At 37.7% G+C, this 18,730-nt stretch carries 23 protein-coding genes; 1 reads left to right on the forward strand and 22 read right to left on the reverse strand.

The window, feature by feature from the left end; translation table 11 throughout:
- Window positions 1–130 precede the first annotated feature (130 nt).
- The 22 genes from EDD74_RS07455 to EDD74_RS07560 all read right to left on the reverse strand — a co-directional run bounded on the left by EDD74_RS07455 (window position 131) and on the right by EDD74_RS07560 (window position 17,816).
- Entirely contained in the window at window positions 131–1,705 is a 1,575-nt protein-coding gene (locus EDD74_RS07455) for a recombinase family protein (protein WP_165851604.1), read from the reverse strand.
- Window positions 1,695–3,386: a recombinase family protein gene (locus tag EDD74_RS07460; protein WP_116442029.1), complete on the reverse strand. Its 1,692-nt coding sequence runs from the start codon at window positions 3,384–3,386 to the stop codon at window positions 1,695–1,697. Before EDD74_RS07460 ends, EDD74_RS07455 begins: the two co-directional genes overlap by 11 nt.
- Window positions 3,379–5,046, reverse strand: coding sequence for a recombinase family protein (locus tag EDD74_RS07465; protein ID WP_165851603.1), 1,668 nt, complete (start codon window positions 5,044–5,046; stop codon window positions 3,379–3,381). Before EDD74_RS07465 ends, EDD74_RS07460 begins: the two co-directional genes overlap by 8 nt.
- A 150-nt stretch (window positions 5,047–5,196) precedes the next feature.
- Complete coding sequence (locus EDD74_RS07470; RefSeq protein WP_072448128.1) at window positions 5,197–5,451, reverse strand: DUF6870 family protein; 255 nt, start codon at window positions 5,449–5,451, stop codon at window positions 5,197–5,199.
- Window positions 5,451–5,996 carry a recombinase family protein gene (locus EDD74_RS07475; protein WP_116442027.1) on the reverse strand — a complete coding sequence of 182 codons (546 nt, stop codon included), beginning with the start codon at window positions 5,994–5,996 and terminating at the stop codon, window positions 5,451–5,453. Before EDD74_RS07475 ends, EDD74_RS07470 begins: the two co-directional genes overlap by 1 nt.
- A 636-nt stretch (window positions 5,997–6,632) precedes the next feature.
- Window positions 6,633–7,088, reverse strand: a complete 456-nt coding sequence (locus EDD74_RS07480; RefSeq protein WP_165851602.1) for a sporulation initiation factor Spo0A C-terminal domain-containing protein — start codon at window positions 7,086–7,088, stop codon at window positions 6,633–6,635.
- Window positions 7,089–7,114: 26 nt separating this feature from the next.
- Window positions 7,115–7,471 carry a helix-turn-helix domain-containing protein gene (locus tag EDD74_RS07485; protein WP_021651039.1) on the reverse strand — a complete coding sequence of 119 codons (357 nt, stop codon included), beginning with the start codon at window positions 7,469–7,471 and terminating at the stop codon, window positions 7,115–7,117.
- Window positions 7,472–7,734: 263 nt separating this feature from the next.
- Window positions 7,735–8,316, reverse strand: a complete 582-nt coding sequence (locus EDD74_RS07490) for a GNAT family acetyltransferase (RefSeq protein ID WP_101871520.1) — start codon at window positions 8,314–8,316, stop codon at window positions 7,735–7,737.
- Between the two features lie 5 nt (window positions 8,317–8,321).
- Window positions 8,322–8,501, reverse strand: coding sequence for a hypothetical protein (locus EDD74_RS07495; protein WP_055056077.1), 180 nt, complete (start codon window positions 8,499–8,501; stop codon window positions 8,322–8,324).
- Between the two features lie 316 nt (window positions 8,502–8,817).
- On the reverse strand, window positions 8,818–9,429 hold the full coding sequence (locus EDD74_RS07500) for a hypothetical protein (protein WP_116442025.1): 612 nt from the start codon (window positions 9,427–9,429) through the stop codon (window positions 8,818–8,820).
- Between the two features lie 185 nt (window positions 9,430–9,614).
- Entirely contained in the window at window positions 9,615–9,944 is a 330-nt protein-coding gene (locus EDD74_RS07505) for a winged helix-turn-helix domain-containing protein (RefSeq protein ID WP_116442024.1), read from the reverse strand.
- Between the two features lie 93 nt (window positions 9,945–10,037).
- The gene (locus EDD74_RS07510; RefSeq protein WP_116442023.1) at window positions 10,038–10,619 is read right to left on the reverse strand and encodes an accessory gene regulator B family protein; all 582 of its coding nucleotides are present in this window, start codon (window positions 10,617–10,619) and stop codon (window positions 10,038–10,040) included.
- Window positions 10,620–10,623: 4 nt separating this feature from the next.
- Entirely contained in the window at window positions 10,624–10,773 is a 150-nt protein-coding gene (locus EDD74_RS07515; protein ID WP_081019423.1) for a cyclic lactone autoinducer peptide, read from the reverse strand.
- 141 nt (window positions 10,774–10,914) lie between these two features.
- On the reverse strand, window positions 10,915–11,328 hold the full coding sequence (locus EDD74_RS07520; RefSeq protein ID WP_116442022.1) for a hypothetical protein: 414 nt from the start codon (window positions 11,326–11,328) through the stop codon (window positions 10,915–10,917).
- 98 nt (window positions 11,329–11,426) lie between these two features.
- On the reverse strand, window positions 11,427–12,737 hold the full coding sequence (locus EDD74_RS07525; protein ID WP_116442021.1) for a sensor histidine kinase: 1,311 nt from the start codon (window positions 12,735–12,737) through the stop codon (window positions 11,427–11,429).
- Entirely contained in the window at window positions 12,724–13,452 is a 729-nt protein-coding gene (locus EDD74_RS07530; protein WP_116442020.1) for a LytR/AlgR family response regulator transcription factor, read from the reverse strand. The genes EDD74_RS07525 and EDD74_RS07530 overlap by 14 nt, the downstream gene beginning before the upstream one ends.
- A complete protein-coding gene (locus tag EDD74_RS07535; protein WP_116442019.1) occupies window positions 13,453–13,827 on the reverse strand; it encodes a helix-turn-helix domain-containing protein in 375 nt (124 codons plus the stop codon).
- 135 nt (window positions 13,828–13,962) lie between these two features.
- Window positions 13,963–14,625, reverse strand: a complete 663-nt coding sequence (locus EDD74_RS07540; protein ID WP_132038442.1) for a DUF6973 domain-containing protein — start codon at window positions 14,623–14,625, stop codon at window positions 13,963–13,965.
- A 251-nt stretch (window positions 14,626–14,876) separates the two neighbouring features.
- Entirely contained in the window at window positions 14,877–15,263 is a 387-nt protein-coding gene (locus EDD74_RS07545; RefSeq protein WP_330410007.1) for a hypothetical protein, read from the reverse strand.
- Between the two features lie 69 nt (window positions 15,264–15,332).
- Window positions 15,333–16,112, reverse strand: a complete 780-nt coding sequence (locus tag EDD74_RS07550; protein ID WP_116442016.1) for an ABC transporter permease — start codon at window positions 16,110–16,112, stop codon at window positions 15,333–15,335.
- 2 nt (window positions 16,113–16,114) lie between these two features.
- Window positions 16,115–16,900, reverse strand: coding sequence for an ABC transporter permease (locus tag EDD74_RS07555; protein ID WP_116442015.1), 786 nt, complete (start codon window positions 16,898–16,900; stop codon window positions 16,115–16,117).
- Entirely contained in the window at window positions 16,893–17,816 is a 924-nt protein-coding gene (locus EDD74_RS07560; RefSeq protein ID WP_116442014.1) for an ABC transporter ATP-binding protein, read from the reverse strand. The genes EDD74_RS07555 and EDD74_RS07560 overlap by 8 nt, the downstream gene beginning before the upstream one ends.
- A 162-nt stretch (window positions 17,817–17,978) precedes the next feature.
- On the opposite strand from EDD74_RS07560, the gene EDD74_RS07565 reads away from it, so the two are divergent.
- Window positions 17,979–18,644: a response regulator transcription factor gene (locus EDD74_RS07565; protein ID WP_116442013.1), complete on the forward strand. Its 666-nt coding sequence runs from the start codon at window positions 17,979–17,981 to the stop codon at window positions 18,642–18,644.
- The last annotated feature ends 86 nt before the right edge of the window (window positions 18,645–18,730 follow it).

The following is an 18,730-nucleotide window of genomic DNA, read 5'->3' on the forward strand; positions in this document are numbered from 1 at the left end:
CTTCCCCCATCTTCTTTGCCAAATTTTCTCCTAATACAAAGAAGAGGAAGACACCGCAGCGTTTTCCTCCTCTTTTATGAAATCTTTTTCTCTACCGGAATCCAGGACAATAAGCTCTCCCGGTTCTTTCTTATCCTACTGCTTTCAGAAATTCGTCCCTGTATTTCCATACAATTTCAATATGTTCCGGATCATAAAAATTTATGACTTCAATCAGCTCATGCAGAATTTCATAAGACAGCTCTTCCAATCCCTGATATTTTACAAAAAGTTGTAATCCTTCTGATTTCTCCTTTTGTTTTTCCTCCTCCCCTTTTAAAATCCTTGCTTCTATCTCCTGTATCTTTTGCTGATAAGCTGCTGTCTTCTCCATACAGGTTTGTTTTCGTGCCAGGTAGTCCTTCAGGGAAATCTGTTCTTCTGCATATTGTTCATACAGTTCCATTTTCTCCTGTTTACAAAGCGCCAGCTTCTTTTCATATTGCTTTTTCCGATACCGGAGTTTCGGAATATTCAAAGTCTGATTGGCTTTCTTTAACTGCTTTATGGTATCCTCTGCAAGGGCTGCCTGCTGTCTTATCATAATTAGCACCAGTTCTTCCAATTCTTTCTGCTTATATTTCTTTGGATAACAGGAAGCATTGGGGGCTGTCGTAACACTTTTACAATAAATCGGCTTTTCTTTGTATTCTGTCCGTATCCGCATTTTTCGACCACAATGCCCGCAGCGGATCAGGCCTGCAAAAATATTCTCAGAAGACGGTGTGTGGCCATAATACTTTCTGCTTTTCTCTGCCATATCCTGAACCTTCTGGATCTCCTGCTCCGTTACAATCGCTTCATGTCTTCCTCCTACACAAATCCAATCTTCTCTTGGAATATACCGGCACTCTCTTTTTGATGGAACCCTGGTTTCTGTTTTCCCTCTTACTGTCAGTCCTGCATAAACCGGATTAAATAAAATCTGTTTCACTAAATTTCCGTCCCAGAACTGTACAGATTTCTTTGTTTCCGGTGCCCAGCCTTTCCTTTGTAGATATACCGTAGGTGTTTCAAGTTCTTTTTCGTTCAGATCCCTGGCAATGTCTGCATAACTCATTCCTGCTAACCTCTGGTCGAAGATCCCTCTCACAATGGAGGCTGCCTCCGTATCCAGATGAAGTTTTGTATGCACACCGTCATGGAAGCAATATCCGTATGTTGGGATTGAACCATGATATTGTCCCATTTCAGCCTGCTTCCTCATAACTTTTTTGATATTGTCGGAACAAATCTGGGGATAAATCCCATTGATCAGGTTCTTAAATTTAATCTCCGTATCCTTTCTTTCAGAAGGTTTCTGGCTGCTGTCATAAAAATCATTGATTGAAATAAAGCGCACCCCAAGGAACGGAAATATTTTTTCAATATAGTTTTGTGTTTCTATGGTATCCCTTCCCAGGCGGCTCAAATCTTTGACAATAATACAGATCCGTTTTCTCCTGGTGATCAGCCCTATCATGCGCTTAAATTCCGGGCGGTCAAAGGTTGTACCACTGTAACCATCATCTACGAAGAAGAAATGCTTTGCCCCTGCAAATTCCGGCTGTTTTTCTACAAAATGCTGGATCAAAAGCCTTTGATTTTTAATGCTGTTGCTTTCCTCCATTTTTTCTTTATCATCTCTGGAAAGACGCAGATAAGCAAAAAGAAAATCATACTGCATACGGAAGACCTCCTTCCATATTGGACAGCTCTTTTTCCAGCTCTTTTTCAAATAAATCCCCAAACCAGAACACGATTTCCACATAGTCTTTGGAATATACCGTAATCTTTTCAATAAAGCGGTCCGCAATCCCTTTCTCTATCTTCTGGAACCTTTGGTACTTTAGAAGTTCCTCTGTCCAGTCCATTCTTGCCTTCACCTGATCTAATAGATGCTGTCCACGTAGCTGTATCTGCTTCATATTCTGCCTGGCTGCTTGCTGTTCTTCCTGATAGGTTGCTTTAATCTCCTGATATTCCTTGCAGTCCAACAGACCGGTAGCATAATGCTCAAACAAGGTTTCCAGTTTTCTTCCATATTTCTCATACTTCTGTCTGGCACTTTTTATTTTTTCTGCTACCTCCAGCTCCAGCTTCTGATAAAACTCTGCACCATAGGTTTTCTTACTTTCCACAGCAAGCTGGATCTGATAGCGGAGTGCTGCCTTGACTGCCTGATTGATGTAGATTTCATTTACTGCCCGGAAACATTCCGTATGATCGGTAAGGGAAAAGGACGGGCATTTATAAGCCATATATTTATGTTTCTCATTGCCACCATTCCTGCCCCTTCCAAGACGTCTTCCGCAATGTCCGCAGAAAATCCTTCCCTTAAAAGGACCATCTGCCCCCTGCTTTTCTTTTGGGTTTGCAGCCCAGTTATCTAATGTATCTCTCCAGCGTTCCTTTGCAATTTCCTGTGCTTTCTCATAAATTGCCCGTTCTACAACTGCTTCCCAGGCATTTTCACACACTTCCCACTGCTCTTTTGGTATCATCTGAAGGGGAATATTCTGCGCAAGCATCTGTTTTGTTTTTCCATAAACAGCAGCACCTATATAAACGGGGTTCTGTAAAATCTTCCGGATACCGTCTGATCTCCATAACCGCCTTTTTTCCAGCTCTTTTCCCCACTTCCTTTTCTGATAGCTGTCCTCCGGTCCTAATATCTTTCTGCCATTCAGTTCCCTTGCAATATCATAGCTTGACATTTCTTCAAACACATACCAGTAAAAAATCTGCCGGATTATTTCTGCCTCCTCTGGTTCCGGCACCAGCTTCTTGCTGTTTTCCTCTGCCCTTTGGTATCCATAAGGAGGTCTGGAACCCCAGAACTCTCCCCGTTCCCTGGACAGCCGGTGTGCCTGTACCAGTTTCTCTGAAACTTCCCTGGCATAATAATCATTCATAAAGTGCTTCAAAATATTGGTGGTCCGGTCTTCTACACAAGCCGGGTTTGCGCTGTCATATTCGTCCATAACGGAAGCAAACCGGATATTTAAGGTTGGGAAAATCACGTCAATCAAATCGACAGCATCTAAGGCGTCCCTTCCAAACCGGGCAAAATCCTTTACAATGATGCAATCAACCTTTTTATTTGCTACGTCTTCCATCAACTCTTCAAATGCGTCCCTTTGGAACGTTGTACCTGTCACACCATTATCCGCATAGACTTTTACCACCAGCATTTCCGGGTGTTTCTTTGCGTAGTCTTCGCAAATCTGTTTTTGGATATAAATGGAATCCCTTCTGCCATGCCCTCCGTCCTTTTCGGAAAGCCTTACATAAATATAGGTTCTCAGATACTTCATTTCCGGCTTACTGTTTTGTCTTTTCTGTCCTCTTTTGCTTACCTTAGGCACTTGCTTCCGCCCCCTTTCCTTTCAGGAAGGCTTCCACACGCTGATCCGGCTTTGCCCTGTTTACTGTTTCCAGCAGTCCCAATACCTTTTCAAATTCATCTTCAAACCAAAAATGAATGATAATGCGCTTCTGCTCATATACCTCAATCCGCTTGACCAGATTTACCAGCATTAAGCGGTCCACTTCCGTCCGGTCCCGGTATTCCAGAAAATATTCCAGCCACTCCTGCTGTTTTTCAAGGGTTTCCTGCAGGTTTCGGATTTCCCTTTGCTGGCACTCCATTGCCTGCCGGATTTCTTCTAAAGACTGGTCATACTTTGCTTTGAAGGTTTCAAATTCTGTCCGGTCCAGGATTTCTTCTGCAAAACTGTCATACAGTTTTACTTTAATGTTTAAGATCCTCTGGCTCTCCTTTTCCAGCATCTCCAGTTTTTTGTCTTCTTCCAAAAGCCGCTGTCTTGGGATTGCGGCAGTTTTTACATACGCCAGTATCTCTTTTAATTCCACCAGAACAGAAATATAATGCAGGATTGCCTCTGTCACAGCCCCTACCAGTTTTTTCTCACTGATACTATGGGAACTGCACTGCTTTTCATAAAGGGAAGTCGAACATACATAATAGTGGTGGACTTTATCCGGGCTTTTCAGCACCATGCTTTCTTTACAGTCCCCGCATTTTACCAGGCCGGAAAGAAGCGCCAGCCCCTTTGCCCCTCTCATGGTATCCATTTTCATCAGGTTGCCCACCACTTCATATTGGTGTCTGTTGATAACCGGCTCAAAGGCATTTTCATACCGTATCCACTCAGCTTCCTCTTTGTGGATCACAACCTTTACTTTATGGTTTGGCGTTGTGGTTTTTCCCTGTATCAGCACTCCGGTGTAGCGTTCATCAAGAAGGATACGACGCACCATAGTTGGCATCCAGACCGGTTTTTCCGTCAGACGGAATCCTGTCTTTAATTTCTGTTTTAAATATACCTGCTTATACCGAAGAGGCGTCAAGATCCCACGCCGGTTTAATTCTTCGGATATATCCGTTAGGCTGCAGCCCTGCATTTTCATGTGGTAAATATCCCGTACAACCGAAGCTGCCACTTCGTCCATGACCAGCTTATGCTTATCCTCTTCGGATTTCAGATAACCATAAAAAGCAAAAGGCGCTACACACTGCCCGGCTGTCATTTTGACATACAAATGAGAGCGCACACTTTTGGAGGTATCCGCAGGATAAAGGTCATTGATTAAACTTTTAAATCTCAGGGTAAGGAAATCACGATTTGGCGTGAGGCTGTCATAATTGTCATTGACAAGGATCAGGCGCACACCCATTTTCGGCAGGATACGTTCCACATACTGTAAAACACCGGAAAAGTCCCTTCCATAACGGGAAAGGTCTTTGACAATAATACAGTCTGCTTCCCCCTCTTCCAGCATACGCAACATTTCCTGAAAACCAGGGCGGTTAAAGTTTGTGCCGGTATATCCATCATCCACACATTCTTTTACCACCTGAATTTCAGGGTGGCTCTTTAAGAAGCTATGGATTAGTATCCTCTGATTTGATATGCTGTCGCTTTCCCTGTTATCACCATCTTCGTCAGAAAGGCGCAGGTAAACAACCGCACGATAGATTTTTTTAAGTATTTGATTTTTCATTGTATTCGCTCCTATCATTTAGATTCGTCAGCCGATTCCCTAAATGATAGAGGCTACTGGGTCCTTGCCATCATCCTACCATAGTCCAGAAGGTTTGTCCACCCTGTAATCTGCCAACAATCCGCTTTCTTCCCTATCCCTGTCGTGGCTTTACCATTTCATCTGCACAAGGCTTTGCATGGCTTCCTCTATGGTACGGTTGGTAGAAGCAAACCCAATCTTTATGGTGATCCCCTTATATTTCAGAAAATAAGGGTTCTTTCCAGACTCCAGGATTTCCCGGACCTTCTCCGGTTTGCTCTTTTTTACATCAATCTTCAGTTTCTCTACATCTTGTATCTCTTTCGGGTCAATGTCCTCAAACGTCATTTCCCGCATCTTCAGCAGTTCTTCCCGCGAGAGCATTATATCCCTTCCCTGGTACAGCAACTGCACAGATACGCATCTAAGTCCTGCTCAAATTGTTCCTGTTTCTCCCAGGTGTGCATTAAATACTGTTTCAGTCTGGCATAATCTAAAATCCCATAACCGATACAGTCTATCTGCACCTGGAAAGACTGGAGCAGTTCCATAGTCTGTAAAATTTCCTCCGGACAATAGGATAACCTGCTAAGCCCGGATACCACAATCACATCAATCATGCCTTTTCCTGCAAGCACTGCCAGCCTCTGCCAGTTTTCTTTTTCTATGAAATCATTACACCCTGCACTTTCCAGGATTGTAACCACATGGTAAGTCTGCTGTTCACAGTAGTGCAGGCTTTTTTCTTTTTCATAATACAAAAGCCCGGCACATGGAATGGGAATATCCAGATACACTGCCGCCCGCTGGGGACTGTTCCTATTTTCTATCTCTTTTTTTCCTTTGCAGATCCATGCAGGGAATAATATTCCTCCCTGAAAGACCTCTTTATCTTCTGAAAACAGTTTCTGTAACATCTCTCTATTCATCGCTTTGCCTCCTCTTTCTTTGGCTCCTGTTTTCATTCCAGGGCTATAAAGAAACCGGCGGTTTCCCCATAGCCCTAAAATGAACCTGTTTTACACACCATACCGGCAGGGCTTTCCCTGCCAGCATGTTTTTTATTTTCTCACCCCGGTGTGAACGGGAGCATGTAGGACCGGCCCGGCTGGCCACCTGACACCCTGCAGCACCCTTTCCCGCTGCAGCATGTCCCAGACGCTACCCTGGTTGCAGTGTTTTATGCAAAGGTATCATTATCATTCGGCTTTCAGACTGCCTGCCACCCACAGCCTATGTCCGGGCGCTGCTCACACTTTTCCTTCATCTTCTACGATTCCTTGTTTGATCCGCTTCTTTTCTGCCTTACCTGCTGCCACTGCGGACAAGTGTATCTTCGCACAGCTCATGACCCTGCATCATACAAAATAGAATGTGCCGAAATGTTTTGTGTCCTTTAAGATATTTCTATAGATTAGCGTCAGAAATGACACGTTTGTTTTAAAAAAATATCACCATACTGATATTCAGTTTTCAAGGTTCTTCCCGGCTGAAAATATCAGCCTGCCAAAAGACACCATAACCCTGATGTGTTTTGGCAGACTGTTTTCGGTCTGCATTTCTCTTTATTTTTTTAACCGGATAATCATATCTGCCCAAAATTCCGTATATGCCTGCCGCATCAACTCCAAAAGCCGGTCTTCGGTAATTCCCGTAATCACGTTCTCTTCTTTCTTTTCCGGTTTTGGTTCCGGTACTTCCAGTGCTTCCTCCCGTATCTTCATTGTGAGCATGGATAAGGAAGGGGAATTGGCACAGTTGATAAAACCGATATAATGGTTCACCACATCATAATCACCTCTGCAGCTTCGGACAATATCAAACGCATGGCGGATTGCCCGTTCTACCCGCTGCCCTGTCGTGCCATTTTGCTGGGCTACCTTAAAGTACAGATATGTGGTTTTAATCTTGCTGTCTTCCTCCAGGATCAGAACACAGTCTACGATATAACCAAATCCTTTTACATTGGCCGGCATTCCCATTTTAAATAATACTGCTTCCACCTTTTCTCTTGATAACATTTCCCTTTTCCTCCCCATCTGTATTCTCACTTCCTGCTGTCTTGCTGATATTCCTTTAGCCCTTTCTTAATTCCCTCTATGGAATAAATCAAAAGGCTGGTTTCCCTTTCATCACAATCCTGTACCAGATACCAGATCTTTTCCTTCAGCATCATATCTTTTTTCGCTGTTCCCATGTGTATAAAGTGCTCTTTTATGGGAATATCCATAGCTTCCAGCAAACGGATATAGGTTTTCATTCCCATAAGTCTGGCATGTGTTTCGATCTTTGCCAGATGTGATACAGAAATATCCGCTTTCTCCGCAAGCTGCTCCTGGGTCAGCCCTCTGGCTTCCCGCAAGGCTTTTATGGCATCTGCTACAATATAAAGTTCATTCTGCATTCTTTTATCTCCTCGTTGATTACAGGCTCTATTATAATTACAAATCCTTTCCCTGGTAATGGACTATGGAGGCAAGATTTCCCCGTTTCATTACCATTTCTTTCCTTTTTTTGTTTTAGAGATTTATTATATCTGAACGCCTTGAAAACGATTTTTGCACTATTTACGAAAAAGCACTGCATTATCTCTTCATTTAGGCATAAAAAATACAGGTGACTCCTCTATCTCAGAATCACCTGCACCTTATGTATCCTTATTCTTTTTTATAAAATTCGTAGCATCTGAATATAATTCACATTTTCTTTTTCTGATAAACGTTCTCCGAATTTCCGGAATCTGTTTTTCTCATTCTGATAGAAATTCAATAGCTCCGGCTTTTCCTCACACTCTAAGTATACAACGCCGCCACCAATTTCACGCTGTACATGCTTGAGAATGGTCAATACCGCTTCCATCATCTTTCCGCCATCTGGAACGGGTGCGTCTTTATGCTGATAATTTTTTCCAAACTGACCGATCAGAAAAGCAGAAAGAGCATATTCATCTGTCTTCTCATTTTTTTGTGCATACCGCTGTATCTTTTTTTGCAACGTAGAAGAAAGATTTGTCCCCAAAATTTGCACTGCTTTATGTGTGATTGCAAAAATTGCCAAAACCCTGCTATACTCATCTAACAAAAGATAAGTAATGGACATCTTCCGTTTTGCAAACTCTACCGCATTATTACGGACAAAATTTTCTATTTCTTTATTCTTCGGACACGAAAAACCGGAGAGGACATCAACTACTGACTCCTCTCCTATAAGTTCCATATAATCTAAAATATTTACAACTGCATAATCCATCTCTCTTAGTTCCTTTTCCTACCCAGGAATCTGCGTAATTCTTCTACACTATCTAATATTGGAATAGACGGTGCAGAAGGTTTCCATACTGGATCTTGACTGGACTTTTCAAGTGCATCTACAAATGCTTCTGCTTTTTTCGGATCTTCAATTACAACATTGGTAAGAATACTTGATGTAGCCATATAAAAGCACCTCCTCTTCTCTTATCATTCTCTTTGTTCTAAAAAGCGGTTTTCTGCTGGCTGTCAGCCGCGACACCCTTCCGAATGTCTGAAATGTCGCCGGTATCATTCAGTCCCCGGTGCGGACTCACCGTATCTCCCTGGTGTGGGCGTAATACTCTTCCAAGTATAAAATAGTCCCAATATTTACCCTGCCTGGGCACAGTACAGCTTTTACGTGCCGCTACACGAAACCTTTTGGCTTAACTATATTATATGTGATACCCTAAGAAATATCAATGGTTTCCCCAAAATTTATATCCTGTTTATAGAAGGTTCATGATCGTTTCGATAAACTTTTTCTATAATCTGTATCCAATACTATTTTATGAAAATCCAGCATTGCGTGCTCTTGCATCAGTTTCTCACCCAATTTCACAAGAGGATTGGTTTCCCATTCCGGATCAATTCCTGTTTGATGAAAGTATCTTGCATAAGCAAATCCCTCCGCTACCGCATCTGAATTTTCAAATACTCCCACTATTGCATCTGTAAACTGTACAATGATTGAGTTTCCAAAAATACCCTGCAATTCTTCTGCATTCGCATCATCATATTTCTCTACATCAAAAGATAAAGAGAAATCATACGTATTCTCTTCTCCGTCTTTTGTTTCATAAGAAATGGTTCCAAAAATATCTCCCTTGCCAGACGGAAGTTCGATTGACTCTGAAAGCTCTAATTCATATTCAATACCATTGAATACTGTCGTTGCTTCAAACATTTGTGATATACAGGTACCTTCTTTTTCATAAATATCTTTCTGTAAAAAGGAAATAGGATTATACTCCATATTTTCCCATATCTGTTTTCCTTCCACTGTCCGTTTACACAAAGAATCTAAAAGCAACATCATTGTTTCCTGATCTATTTCTTCATATACGTTCATAGTCAGCCTCCTTTTCTTTGGATGATCCACAAAAGCTCTGTAAGAGTTTATCTTAATTCCTGGTTACAGCATGATATTTAGTCAATTATGTATGTGCGCACTTTCTTATAGTTGCCAATATTATATGGCGTATTTTCCAAAAATTCAATCAGAATATAAAAACTTTTACTCACTCTATCCTGCCTTTACATTTTTTTTAGTCTATACCCTACATTGATCAATGTTTCTATAATATCATGCCCCATCTTTTTTCGTATCTTCCATACTACGTGTTCCACTGTTTTATAAGGTATCTGGTCATCATAATAATTACTCCCCCAGACCGAACAATAGATATTCTTCTTTGGGATAACCCAGTTTGGTCTTTGGGCTAAAAGATAAAGGACTTCAAATTCCCTGGGAGCTAAGCTGATTTCTTTTCCTTCATAAATAACAGTATATGACATGGGATCAAGTTGAAATTTACCATTTCCTAATACAATTTCAGATTTATATTCTGGAAAAACGGTTTGCATTCATTTCCACCTCCATGATTTCCTGTTCCAGCAATAATTTCAAAACTCTACACACAATAAAAATGCGGAAATAATAGCCCCCTATCATTCCCGCTAATTTTTCTCTTTTTCAACTTTATACTTTATAATACCGATACATTGTGATATAAAAACGGTCAATGCTGTCAACGCAATCAAGGATATATACTTTTTCATACCTAATGCTGTACAACAACCAGCAGCAATTAAAATAACTCCTAGTATTTTACCTGTTACTTTCCGGCAATGCTCCTTTTCTTCTCTTTCCAACTCATGGTTAATGTTTTCTACAGGAGAAAGTTTCCATATACAAATGGAACTTACCAAAATAATTCCCCAAGCCACAAACAGCTCTAATGGATATTTGTTATTAATTTGTAAAATCATGACTTGAACAGCAACAGAGCATGTAAAACAAGTCTTAAAGCTATTCAGATGTACACCACCGGCATAGGTTCTTAAAAACATAAAAACACCTGTAGACACAAGGAATTCTGGGATTGTATGCAAATATATCGCTATACTCATACAGACGAATAGGCAAATGAACATCTCTAATCCAATCTGAAATCCATATTGATATACTGCATACAATTCCTCTGAAACTGCACCGGCATCAATAACGTATCTTGTTATTTTTTCCGATAATCTTCCCATAAAATTAAAGTTTCTTCATTTTTTTCAATGCTTCTGGCATCTTTGGCTGATGATAAATATAGCAGCAAGCACTGTCCGCTGACATTTTACCAAGTTTCAAAGATAAATTTGCTAATACTTTTGCTGGCTGATTTTTTAAATTTTTAGATTTCATAATTAAAATCTCCTTTCATTTGTTTACCAATACATTACTACAAAAAAGCTCCCATTTGGTTCTCTTGTAAAAAAACCGAGTATTGATGTAATTTTTCCCAAAAAGGCAGAAAAAAAGAAGCAATGTTTCTCCGGTTCTTTCTCAACACTGCCTCTTTTTTGCTGATGTATGTTTTTTGATATACCAATTCCATAAAATCAGGTTCTCTATCTTTTTCTTATATTTTCGTGTGTTATCTATTGTTTCTATATAATCGTAAGCTCCTGCTTTCAGTATAGAAAAAATATCCTGTATTGATCCCCCTTCGCTAATAGCCAGAATAGGCGTTAAATGTCCCAAGCTCCCTTTTATTTTTATAATAGCCGCAAATGCCCCTTCCCTCTCTATTATCTCTTTAGTAAAATGGAAAATCACAACATCTGCCGTTGGATATCTATTACTTTCCAACTGTTGATAAGTACACCATTTTAATTGATGTTTTTTCCCAATAATCCTTTCAGTAATGTTATACAGCTTCTCATCATCACTAAACAGCAATATTTTCACGCTATCCATATATCAGTCCCCATACCGCATACCAAGTTTATCTTTCCATTTTACCATTCTTTCCTTTCACATTATTTTTTATGTAATTATTCCGAGTGTTCATGTAATTATTCCTGCACATTACTATATAAGACTATCCGAATTTTAAATTTTCCTGGTTCTGAATCCTCTATTACCACTGATCCATGATATTTTGCTACTGCCCGATACACAGAGGCTAAACCTACTCCATGATTTTCTGCATCTGACTTTGTAGATTTCAAGCGGTTATCTCTTGTTTTTAACAGCTTTCCTTTATAACTATTGTCTACGAACAATAACAGATTATTTTTATCAAATTTCATTTTAACATTTATATATCTGTTTTCTTCAACCTTCTCTGCTGCTTCCACTGCATTTTCCAGTAAATTTCCCAATATCAGACTCAGATCAGCTCCTTTAAAAGGCATTATCATCGGAATACAAATATCCGTTTTAAACATTATTCTTTTGTTTTGGGCAGTTACATACCAATATCCAATCAGTGAATCAATCACAATATTCCCACTATTCGATATTGAGGCAATCATCATACCGCCCTCTCCCATAATCTCTTCAATAAAGCCTGTCATCTTCTCATATTCTTTATTTTCTGCATAAGCAAGAATGGAAATAAGATTATTCTTCATATTATGTTTTATATCCCGCAACTGCAACATGGAAAGTTCTCTTTCTTGCTGATGACGTTCGCATAATTCCAGTTGCTGTTCATATACTGCTGCCATTCTTCTTAACCTCAAATCATCAGCTAACTTCATATAGACGTAAAATATCAATATGTTCATGCCAAGTAAAATAAGTACAGTAAATGTAGAGTTTATGCGAGTACGCCCATTATTATTTGCAAATCCAAGCATAAATATATTGTTCATGATATAAATGCTTCCTGTTGGGATCAACACAAGTAAAATACTGTATCTGACCGGCAATTCCTTAATATCATCATCTGTGAACACTTTCTTTAATGCAAGAATTACTGCATTAAAAAATATTTTTGAAACGAAAGAGCCTACTTGGCGAACTTCAGCATATTGAGGGCAGTATGTTATCAAAATATAGTTGCACAGGGTTTCCATCAACATCCAAATTGCATTAAAGGTAATTACAAATACACCTTTGTTCCACCATCTACCTTCATAAGTCATCATAACTGCCAAAAACGTAAACATAATCGTCACAGCAATATTAATATAGGCAGGAAAGCTAATAATCGTTGTTATTCCAAATTGCCAAATCACGAACAGCGTTATACCGATCACCGACAAATACCTTTTTCTCTTCCGAACAAAAAATATATCGAAATAAAAAAAGAATAAATATACTGCCCAAAGGCAAAGCAATATATCTATCCCACACATTAATACCCTATTCGTCCACATAAAACGTATCCTCCATAGAACAATATTGTTCACTAATTATCTTTCTCCGGTCTTCGCTGATTGAAATTTTTTGTCCATTATCCATTACTACTGAGTCATAAGATTGTCCGGATATATGCTTATAATTCACCAGAAAAGACTGATGAACCCGCAAAAAAGAAATTTTACATGTTTTAAGGGTTTCTTCAATCTCATTAAGTTTTCCATACAGTTCAAGGATTTCCTGTTCCGTTACAATAAATATTTTCCGTTTGTTGCTTTCAAAATATAAAATATCCTTGATTGGTACTTTATGGTTCATACGTTGATAACTATAGCGAAAATAAAAATCTTCACTATTAATGTCTTCATATACCGACTTAAAGCACTTTTCCATTATTTTATCTGTTACAGGTTTTACAAGAAACTGAAACGGTCTTACCTCAAAGGATTCTCTCATATAACTTTCATGGCTTGTAACATAAATAATTCGCACATTTTTATCGTATGCTCTAATTCTTCTAGCTGCCGAAATACCATCTTCTTTATCCATTTCTATATCCAGATAAATAACATCATACCTCTCACCTGCTGCGATAGCATCTGCTAAATTCTTTCCATTCCAGAATACTTCTATTTCAGTATCAACAAAATTTCTTTTAGCTATATCCTGGAGAAGTCCTTCGATTTTTCCAGTTATTTGAATATCATCATCACAAATTGCTATATTTAACATTTACTCCACTCTCTTCTGCATGTTTGCCGATTTTTTCTTCTCACCCGTTTTTTTAACTATTTGTATAATTGACCAAATCATCTCCTGATCACATGGATCTAACTCTTTATACACTTCCACTAAATCATAATATTCGTCTAGTGCTTCATTCATTTTCATCTGCCCATTCAAATCCCTTTTTACATCTGAAACTCCCAGCAAATAATCTGTTGTTACATTGAAATAAGCAGCAATCTTTTTCAGAATATCTACTTTTATTAACGTAACGTCTCTTTCGTATTTACTCAACATTTGCTGTGTTATCCCTAATTCTACTGCAAGGATTTCCTGTATTAACCCTCTTTTCTCACGTAATTGTTTAATGCGACTTTCCATAATTGCCTACCTCTTAATCATGTTGTACTATCATGCTACCCCATTTCATTTATAGCGATACAAATAATAGAAGTAATCAATTACGCAAAATATATAAAATACGAAGACGAGCAGTGCAATCGCACTGCTCAGATCTTATTCATGTAGCCATATAAACGATGTTGTTGCAGAATATATTTCCTGATAAATAATATCCGCCATTTCACTTTCAGAAGCTTCTTTATTTTTCTCTCCTATTTCTCTTCCCACTTTATTGTTATGTAAATCCATATCTCTATGTGCTGTTTTGGGATATCCGTCTGATTCTGTTCCCGTAACATCTTTATCTTCATGAGCAGTGGCAAATAACTCAGCTCTTTCTTTTCCTATCAGAACAGTCATTTCAGCATTCCAAATTCCATGACGAAAAGCATCACTTCTGTTTCCTAATCCATTCGTTCCAAATTTTGCCTCTGTCTGCGAAGTAGCAATATTTTTTGCTTTATTTACCTTTAGGGCATCAAAAGGATAACGAATACATAGTTTCTTTTCTGAATCTGTAAGCGCATTCCAAATATCTATAATCCCTCTTTCCACATCTTGATGATTGGCTTCCAGAAAAGACATGATCATTTCTTCTGAATAATCTGGGTGAGCAGCCTTAATCCTCTGGATTTCTGCAATCAATTTTTCAAAATCCCCTTCTTCTGCACCAATCAAATCACTTCTTTGCTGGTCATTTTCGCTTGCCATAACAGAGAATGGAAAAGCCATTATCACCACCAGCATCAGGCTGAATACTTTAAATAGTTTCTTCATAGAATATACCTCCGATCTCATATTATGATTATATTTTACCACATTCAATGTACTATCCCATCTACATGTAATTTTTTCGATTCCCTGTGTAATAATTCCCATAGAGGCATTTTCAAAAAAAGAATGGCAGTATTGAATAACCGCCATTCCACTCTTCTGTACTTTTTACTACAGTAAATATTACGATAATTCAGATAAAGTATAACCAAACCGGTATCTTCCAAATTTACCCATTTTTAGCTTTTCTATCTTTATTTCACTTCTATTTTTACTGTTCCTGAAAAATCATTACCTACAATCCCGATATAATTACTGCCATCTGGTAATGTTATTGTATTTTCATAAGTACCTGTTGTTTTTATTAAAGTTTTAGGTTCATTGCTACCAGAAATAATAAATATTTCAGCTTCTCCTTTTATTATTTCTAGGTCACAAAACAACTCAACCTGCTTCCCTTCCGCTCTTTCTATTGTTGTTCCTCCAAAAAGATATTCTGTATCAGAAAATTTTTTGTACTCTGCTTGATACGTCCCCGTATAATGGTCTTCCCCATAATCTCTTTTCCCTTGTAGGTTTATATCATTGGTTAATTGTACTTCTCCCACCTTTTCGACTACTGCATTATATTTTTCCAACACCTCCTCTTTCGAACACCCAGACAATAACAAGCAAGATATTAGAATAAAGAAACAACTTTTTTTCACTTATTACCACCCTTTCTTTGGTTTAACTTTTTTTGTTTTTGCACGAGTTTTTTTGTTTTCCTTTTCTTTCATCGTTGCAATTAAAATTGCAGAAATTGCGACAATAATTATCAAGCTACATAAACACAGCGGAAAGCTCCATTGTACGGATGTATCATAACTTCTATACCCAATTAATCCCAGACTTGCAGTAATAGGATATATATTAGCCAATGTCATATTTCCTGCTGCAAACATACCTCCATATCCATACACAAAAGCAACAATGACACCTATCATAAAGCCGCCTGATAGTCTGCTTGTTACAACAATAATTGGTAATACCGCTAGATACAAAAGTAAATTTTCCAATGTTATTTGTACTAATCCTTGAATTACCAAATTTACTGTAAATCCAGGAAAACCAACTATACATTCTGCAATTAACGTAAATATTGTACAAATAAGTCCAAATAATATTGATAGCATTGCACATACAATAAGTTTTCCTACTAACAACTTTTTAAATGAAATTGGAATGGTAACAATATTCTTCAAAACATCATCTTTTTCTTCCCGCGATATAATATAGCCAGCAATCAGAGCTATGCACATTGGGAAAATCATTGACATATTATTTTTGATTACCTGCTCTATTAAGTATCGAAAATCCCATACAGATCCATCATTAGCCATAGAAGTAAAAAGTGTCAATAGAACAGAGAGTAGCATAAGAGCTATCCCCGCCCATATAATATGATAACGTTTTAATTTCAATAATTCGGTTTTTACAATAGTCCTCAATTTTATTCCCCCCTTTTCTTGTACAAATAATCAATTAATAGTATTGAAATTCCTGCCATAATCCCAAGAATTAATATTACTTGAAAAGTTGAAGGAATTAATCCGTTCATTTGTTCAAGGTTCATATTAATTCCATGTCTTTTCATATCTCCAGCACTCCAAAATGTTGTAAGCGGCGTAGGAAGTAACCATAATATTGTCTTAGGTAATGCATCGAAAAGTGCTGTTGCACTCATATTTAAAACGCTATAAAAAATACATAATAAAACAGAGAAAACATAAGTACGACTAAAAAATACTACTATAACAATCAATGGTAATGTCCCTGCGGTAATAAATATTCCTGTTTCAACCGCCAGAAATATTTTGTATCCTAAACCATATACATCTAACGTAAACATACCAACCAGAACTGTTGCTACCGTTGATGCTATGCAAAATACAACGCCTATGATAAATAGCACTATAATTTTTGCTGTAACTACTTGCGTACTGGATAATGGAATTGTTTTAATATTTTTAAATGTATCATTATCACGTTCAATAAAAAACAACATAGCAGCTACTACTCCGATAATACAGGGTAATAAAAATTGGATTCCATACCCCAATACCATATTGAATAGTCCGTCAAATGCGTCCGCTTTATCAATATATTGCTCCATCATAGCTGGTGTTGTCATTAAATAAGCCAATGGAAGCGGAAACATAAATGCAGCTAAAGTTACTAAAAGAATAAACTTTTTTCTTTTCAGTTTTTGAAATTCAACCTTAACTAATTTAAGCAATTCCTTCACCTCCGGTCACCCTTTTAAAATAATCTTCCAATGTTTCTTCACATAAATGAACTTCTGTAATTTCCAATCCTTGCTTTACAAAAACATAAGTAATTTCTGATCTAGGGATTGTTGTATTATATAATTGGAGTCTATTTTTATCACATATTTGAAAGTCATCACATTCAAATTCTTTTCTTAAAATTTCCGCTGCGCGCTGGCTATCCGATACCATAAAATTGACATAGCGACTATTTTTTTTCGCCAATTCTTTCATACTTTCTTCTTCAAGTAAAATTCCCTTATCAATAATCCCTATATCATCTGCCAGTAATTCTATCTCTGACAATATGTGACTGGAAATCAAAATAGTTTTTCCCTGGACATCACATAACTCTCTAATAAACGAACGTACCTCTGCAATACCTATAGGATCCAAACCATTAATAGGCTCATCTAATATCAGCAAATTGGGATTGTGCATAACCGCCAATGCAATGGCCAGTCGTTGTTTCATTCCAAGTGAATATTCCGCAAATAACTTTTTATCACGATAGGGCAAACCGACAACTTCCAAAGCCTCTCTTACACACTTACTTTTATTTAATCCTCTAAGCTCCGCAAAAATACGAAGATTTTCAGTCCCAGTCAAATTAGGATAAAATCCTGGTGATTCTATTAGACTGCCTATATGCGGTAAAATATCTTTACTATTGGTTTCCATACTTTTCCCAAATATTTTTATGCTTCCCGATGTCGGTTTTGTTAATCCTAACAGCATTTTCATTGTAGTCGTTTTTCCTGCTCCATTACGTCCCAACAACCCATAAATTCTTCCTTTTTTTACATGCAAGTTCATTGCAGAAACACTCTTTTGTTCTCCATACTGTTTTGTTAAATTATTGGTTTGAATAATATATTCACTCATTTTTTATACCTCCTTTTTTTATACTGTAATTATATACCAACTACATTGAGATTTCCTTGAAGTAACCTTGAGATAACCTTGAGATTTTCCTCTTTCTCTATACTTCTTTTTCCGTAAGATGTATAATAATTTAAACTATAAAATTTTAGGAGATAAAAATGTATGTATGATAAATTTATACTGATCGTTGATGATGAACAAGAACTACTCACCCTTATTAAAACAATATTTGAAAGAGCAGGCTATACAAAAATAATGACCGCATCATCTGGAGAAATGGCTTTACAAATAATAAGAGAAACTCTACCTGACATGGTTATCCTTGATGTTATGTTACCTGGTATGGACGGTTTTGAGGTATTGCAAGAAATCAGAGCCCTTAGTAAACTTCCTGTTCTTATGCTGACCGCCAAAGATGCAGCCGAAGATCGTTTTTCTGGTTTTGAATTGGGCGCAGACGATTATTTAATCAAACCATTTTTGCCTAAAGAACTATTGTTACGTGTTCAAGCTATTTTAAAAAGAAGTTATCCTACAGAGAAACGAATTATAGAATTAGAAAATTCTTTCATAGATATTGATAAGGCAGAAATACATCGTGAAAATAAAATTATTCCTTTGACTGCTAAAGAATACAATATATTATTAAAACTTGTAGATAATGCCAATCACATTGTAACAATAGGAACTCTTTGCCAAACTGCTTGTGGTGAAATGTGGCAAGGGTATGAAACTACCCTCATGACACACATTCGGCATCTTCGAGAAAAAATTGAAAAAAATCCTTCTTCTCCTGTTTCACTGCTAACAGTTAAAGGGCTAGTATAACGAATATTAAATAATTGCTATATCAAACGGATGCCGCTTCCTCTTCACTGATTTCATCCATTTTATATTTCCAGTGATAAATCACA

The organism is Faecalimonas umbilicata, from assembly GCF_004346095.1.
Classification (GTDB): Bacteria; Bacillota; Clostridia; order Lachnospirales; family Lachnospiraceae; genus Faecalimonas; species Faecalimonas umbilicata.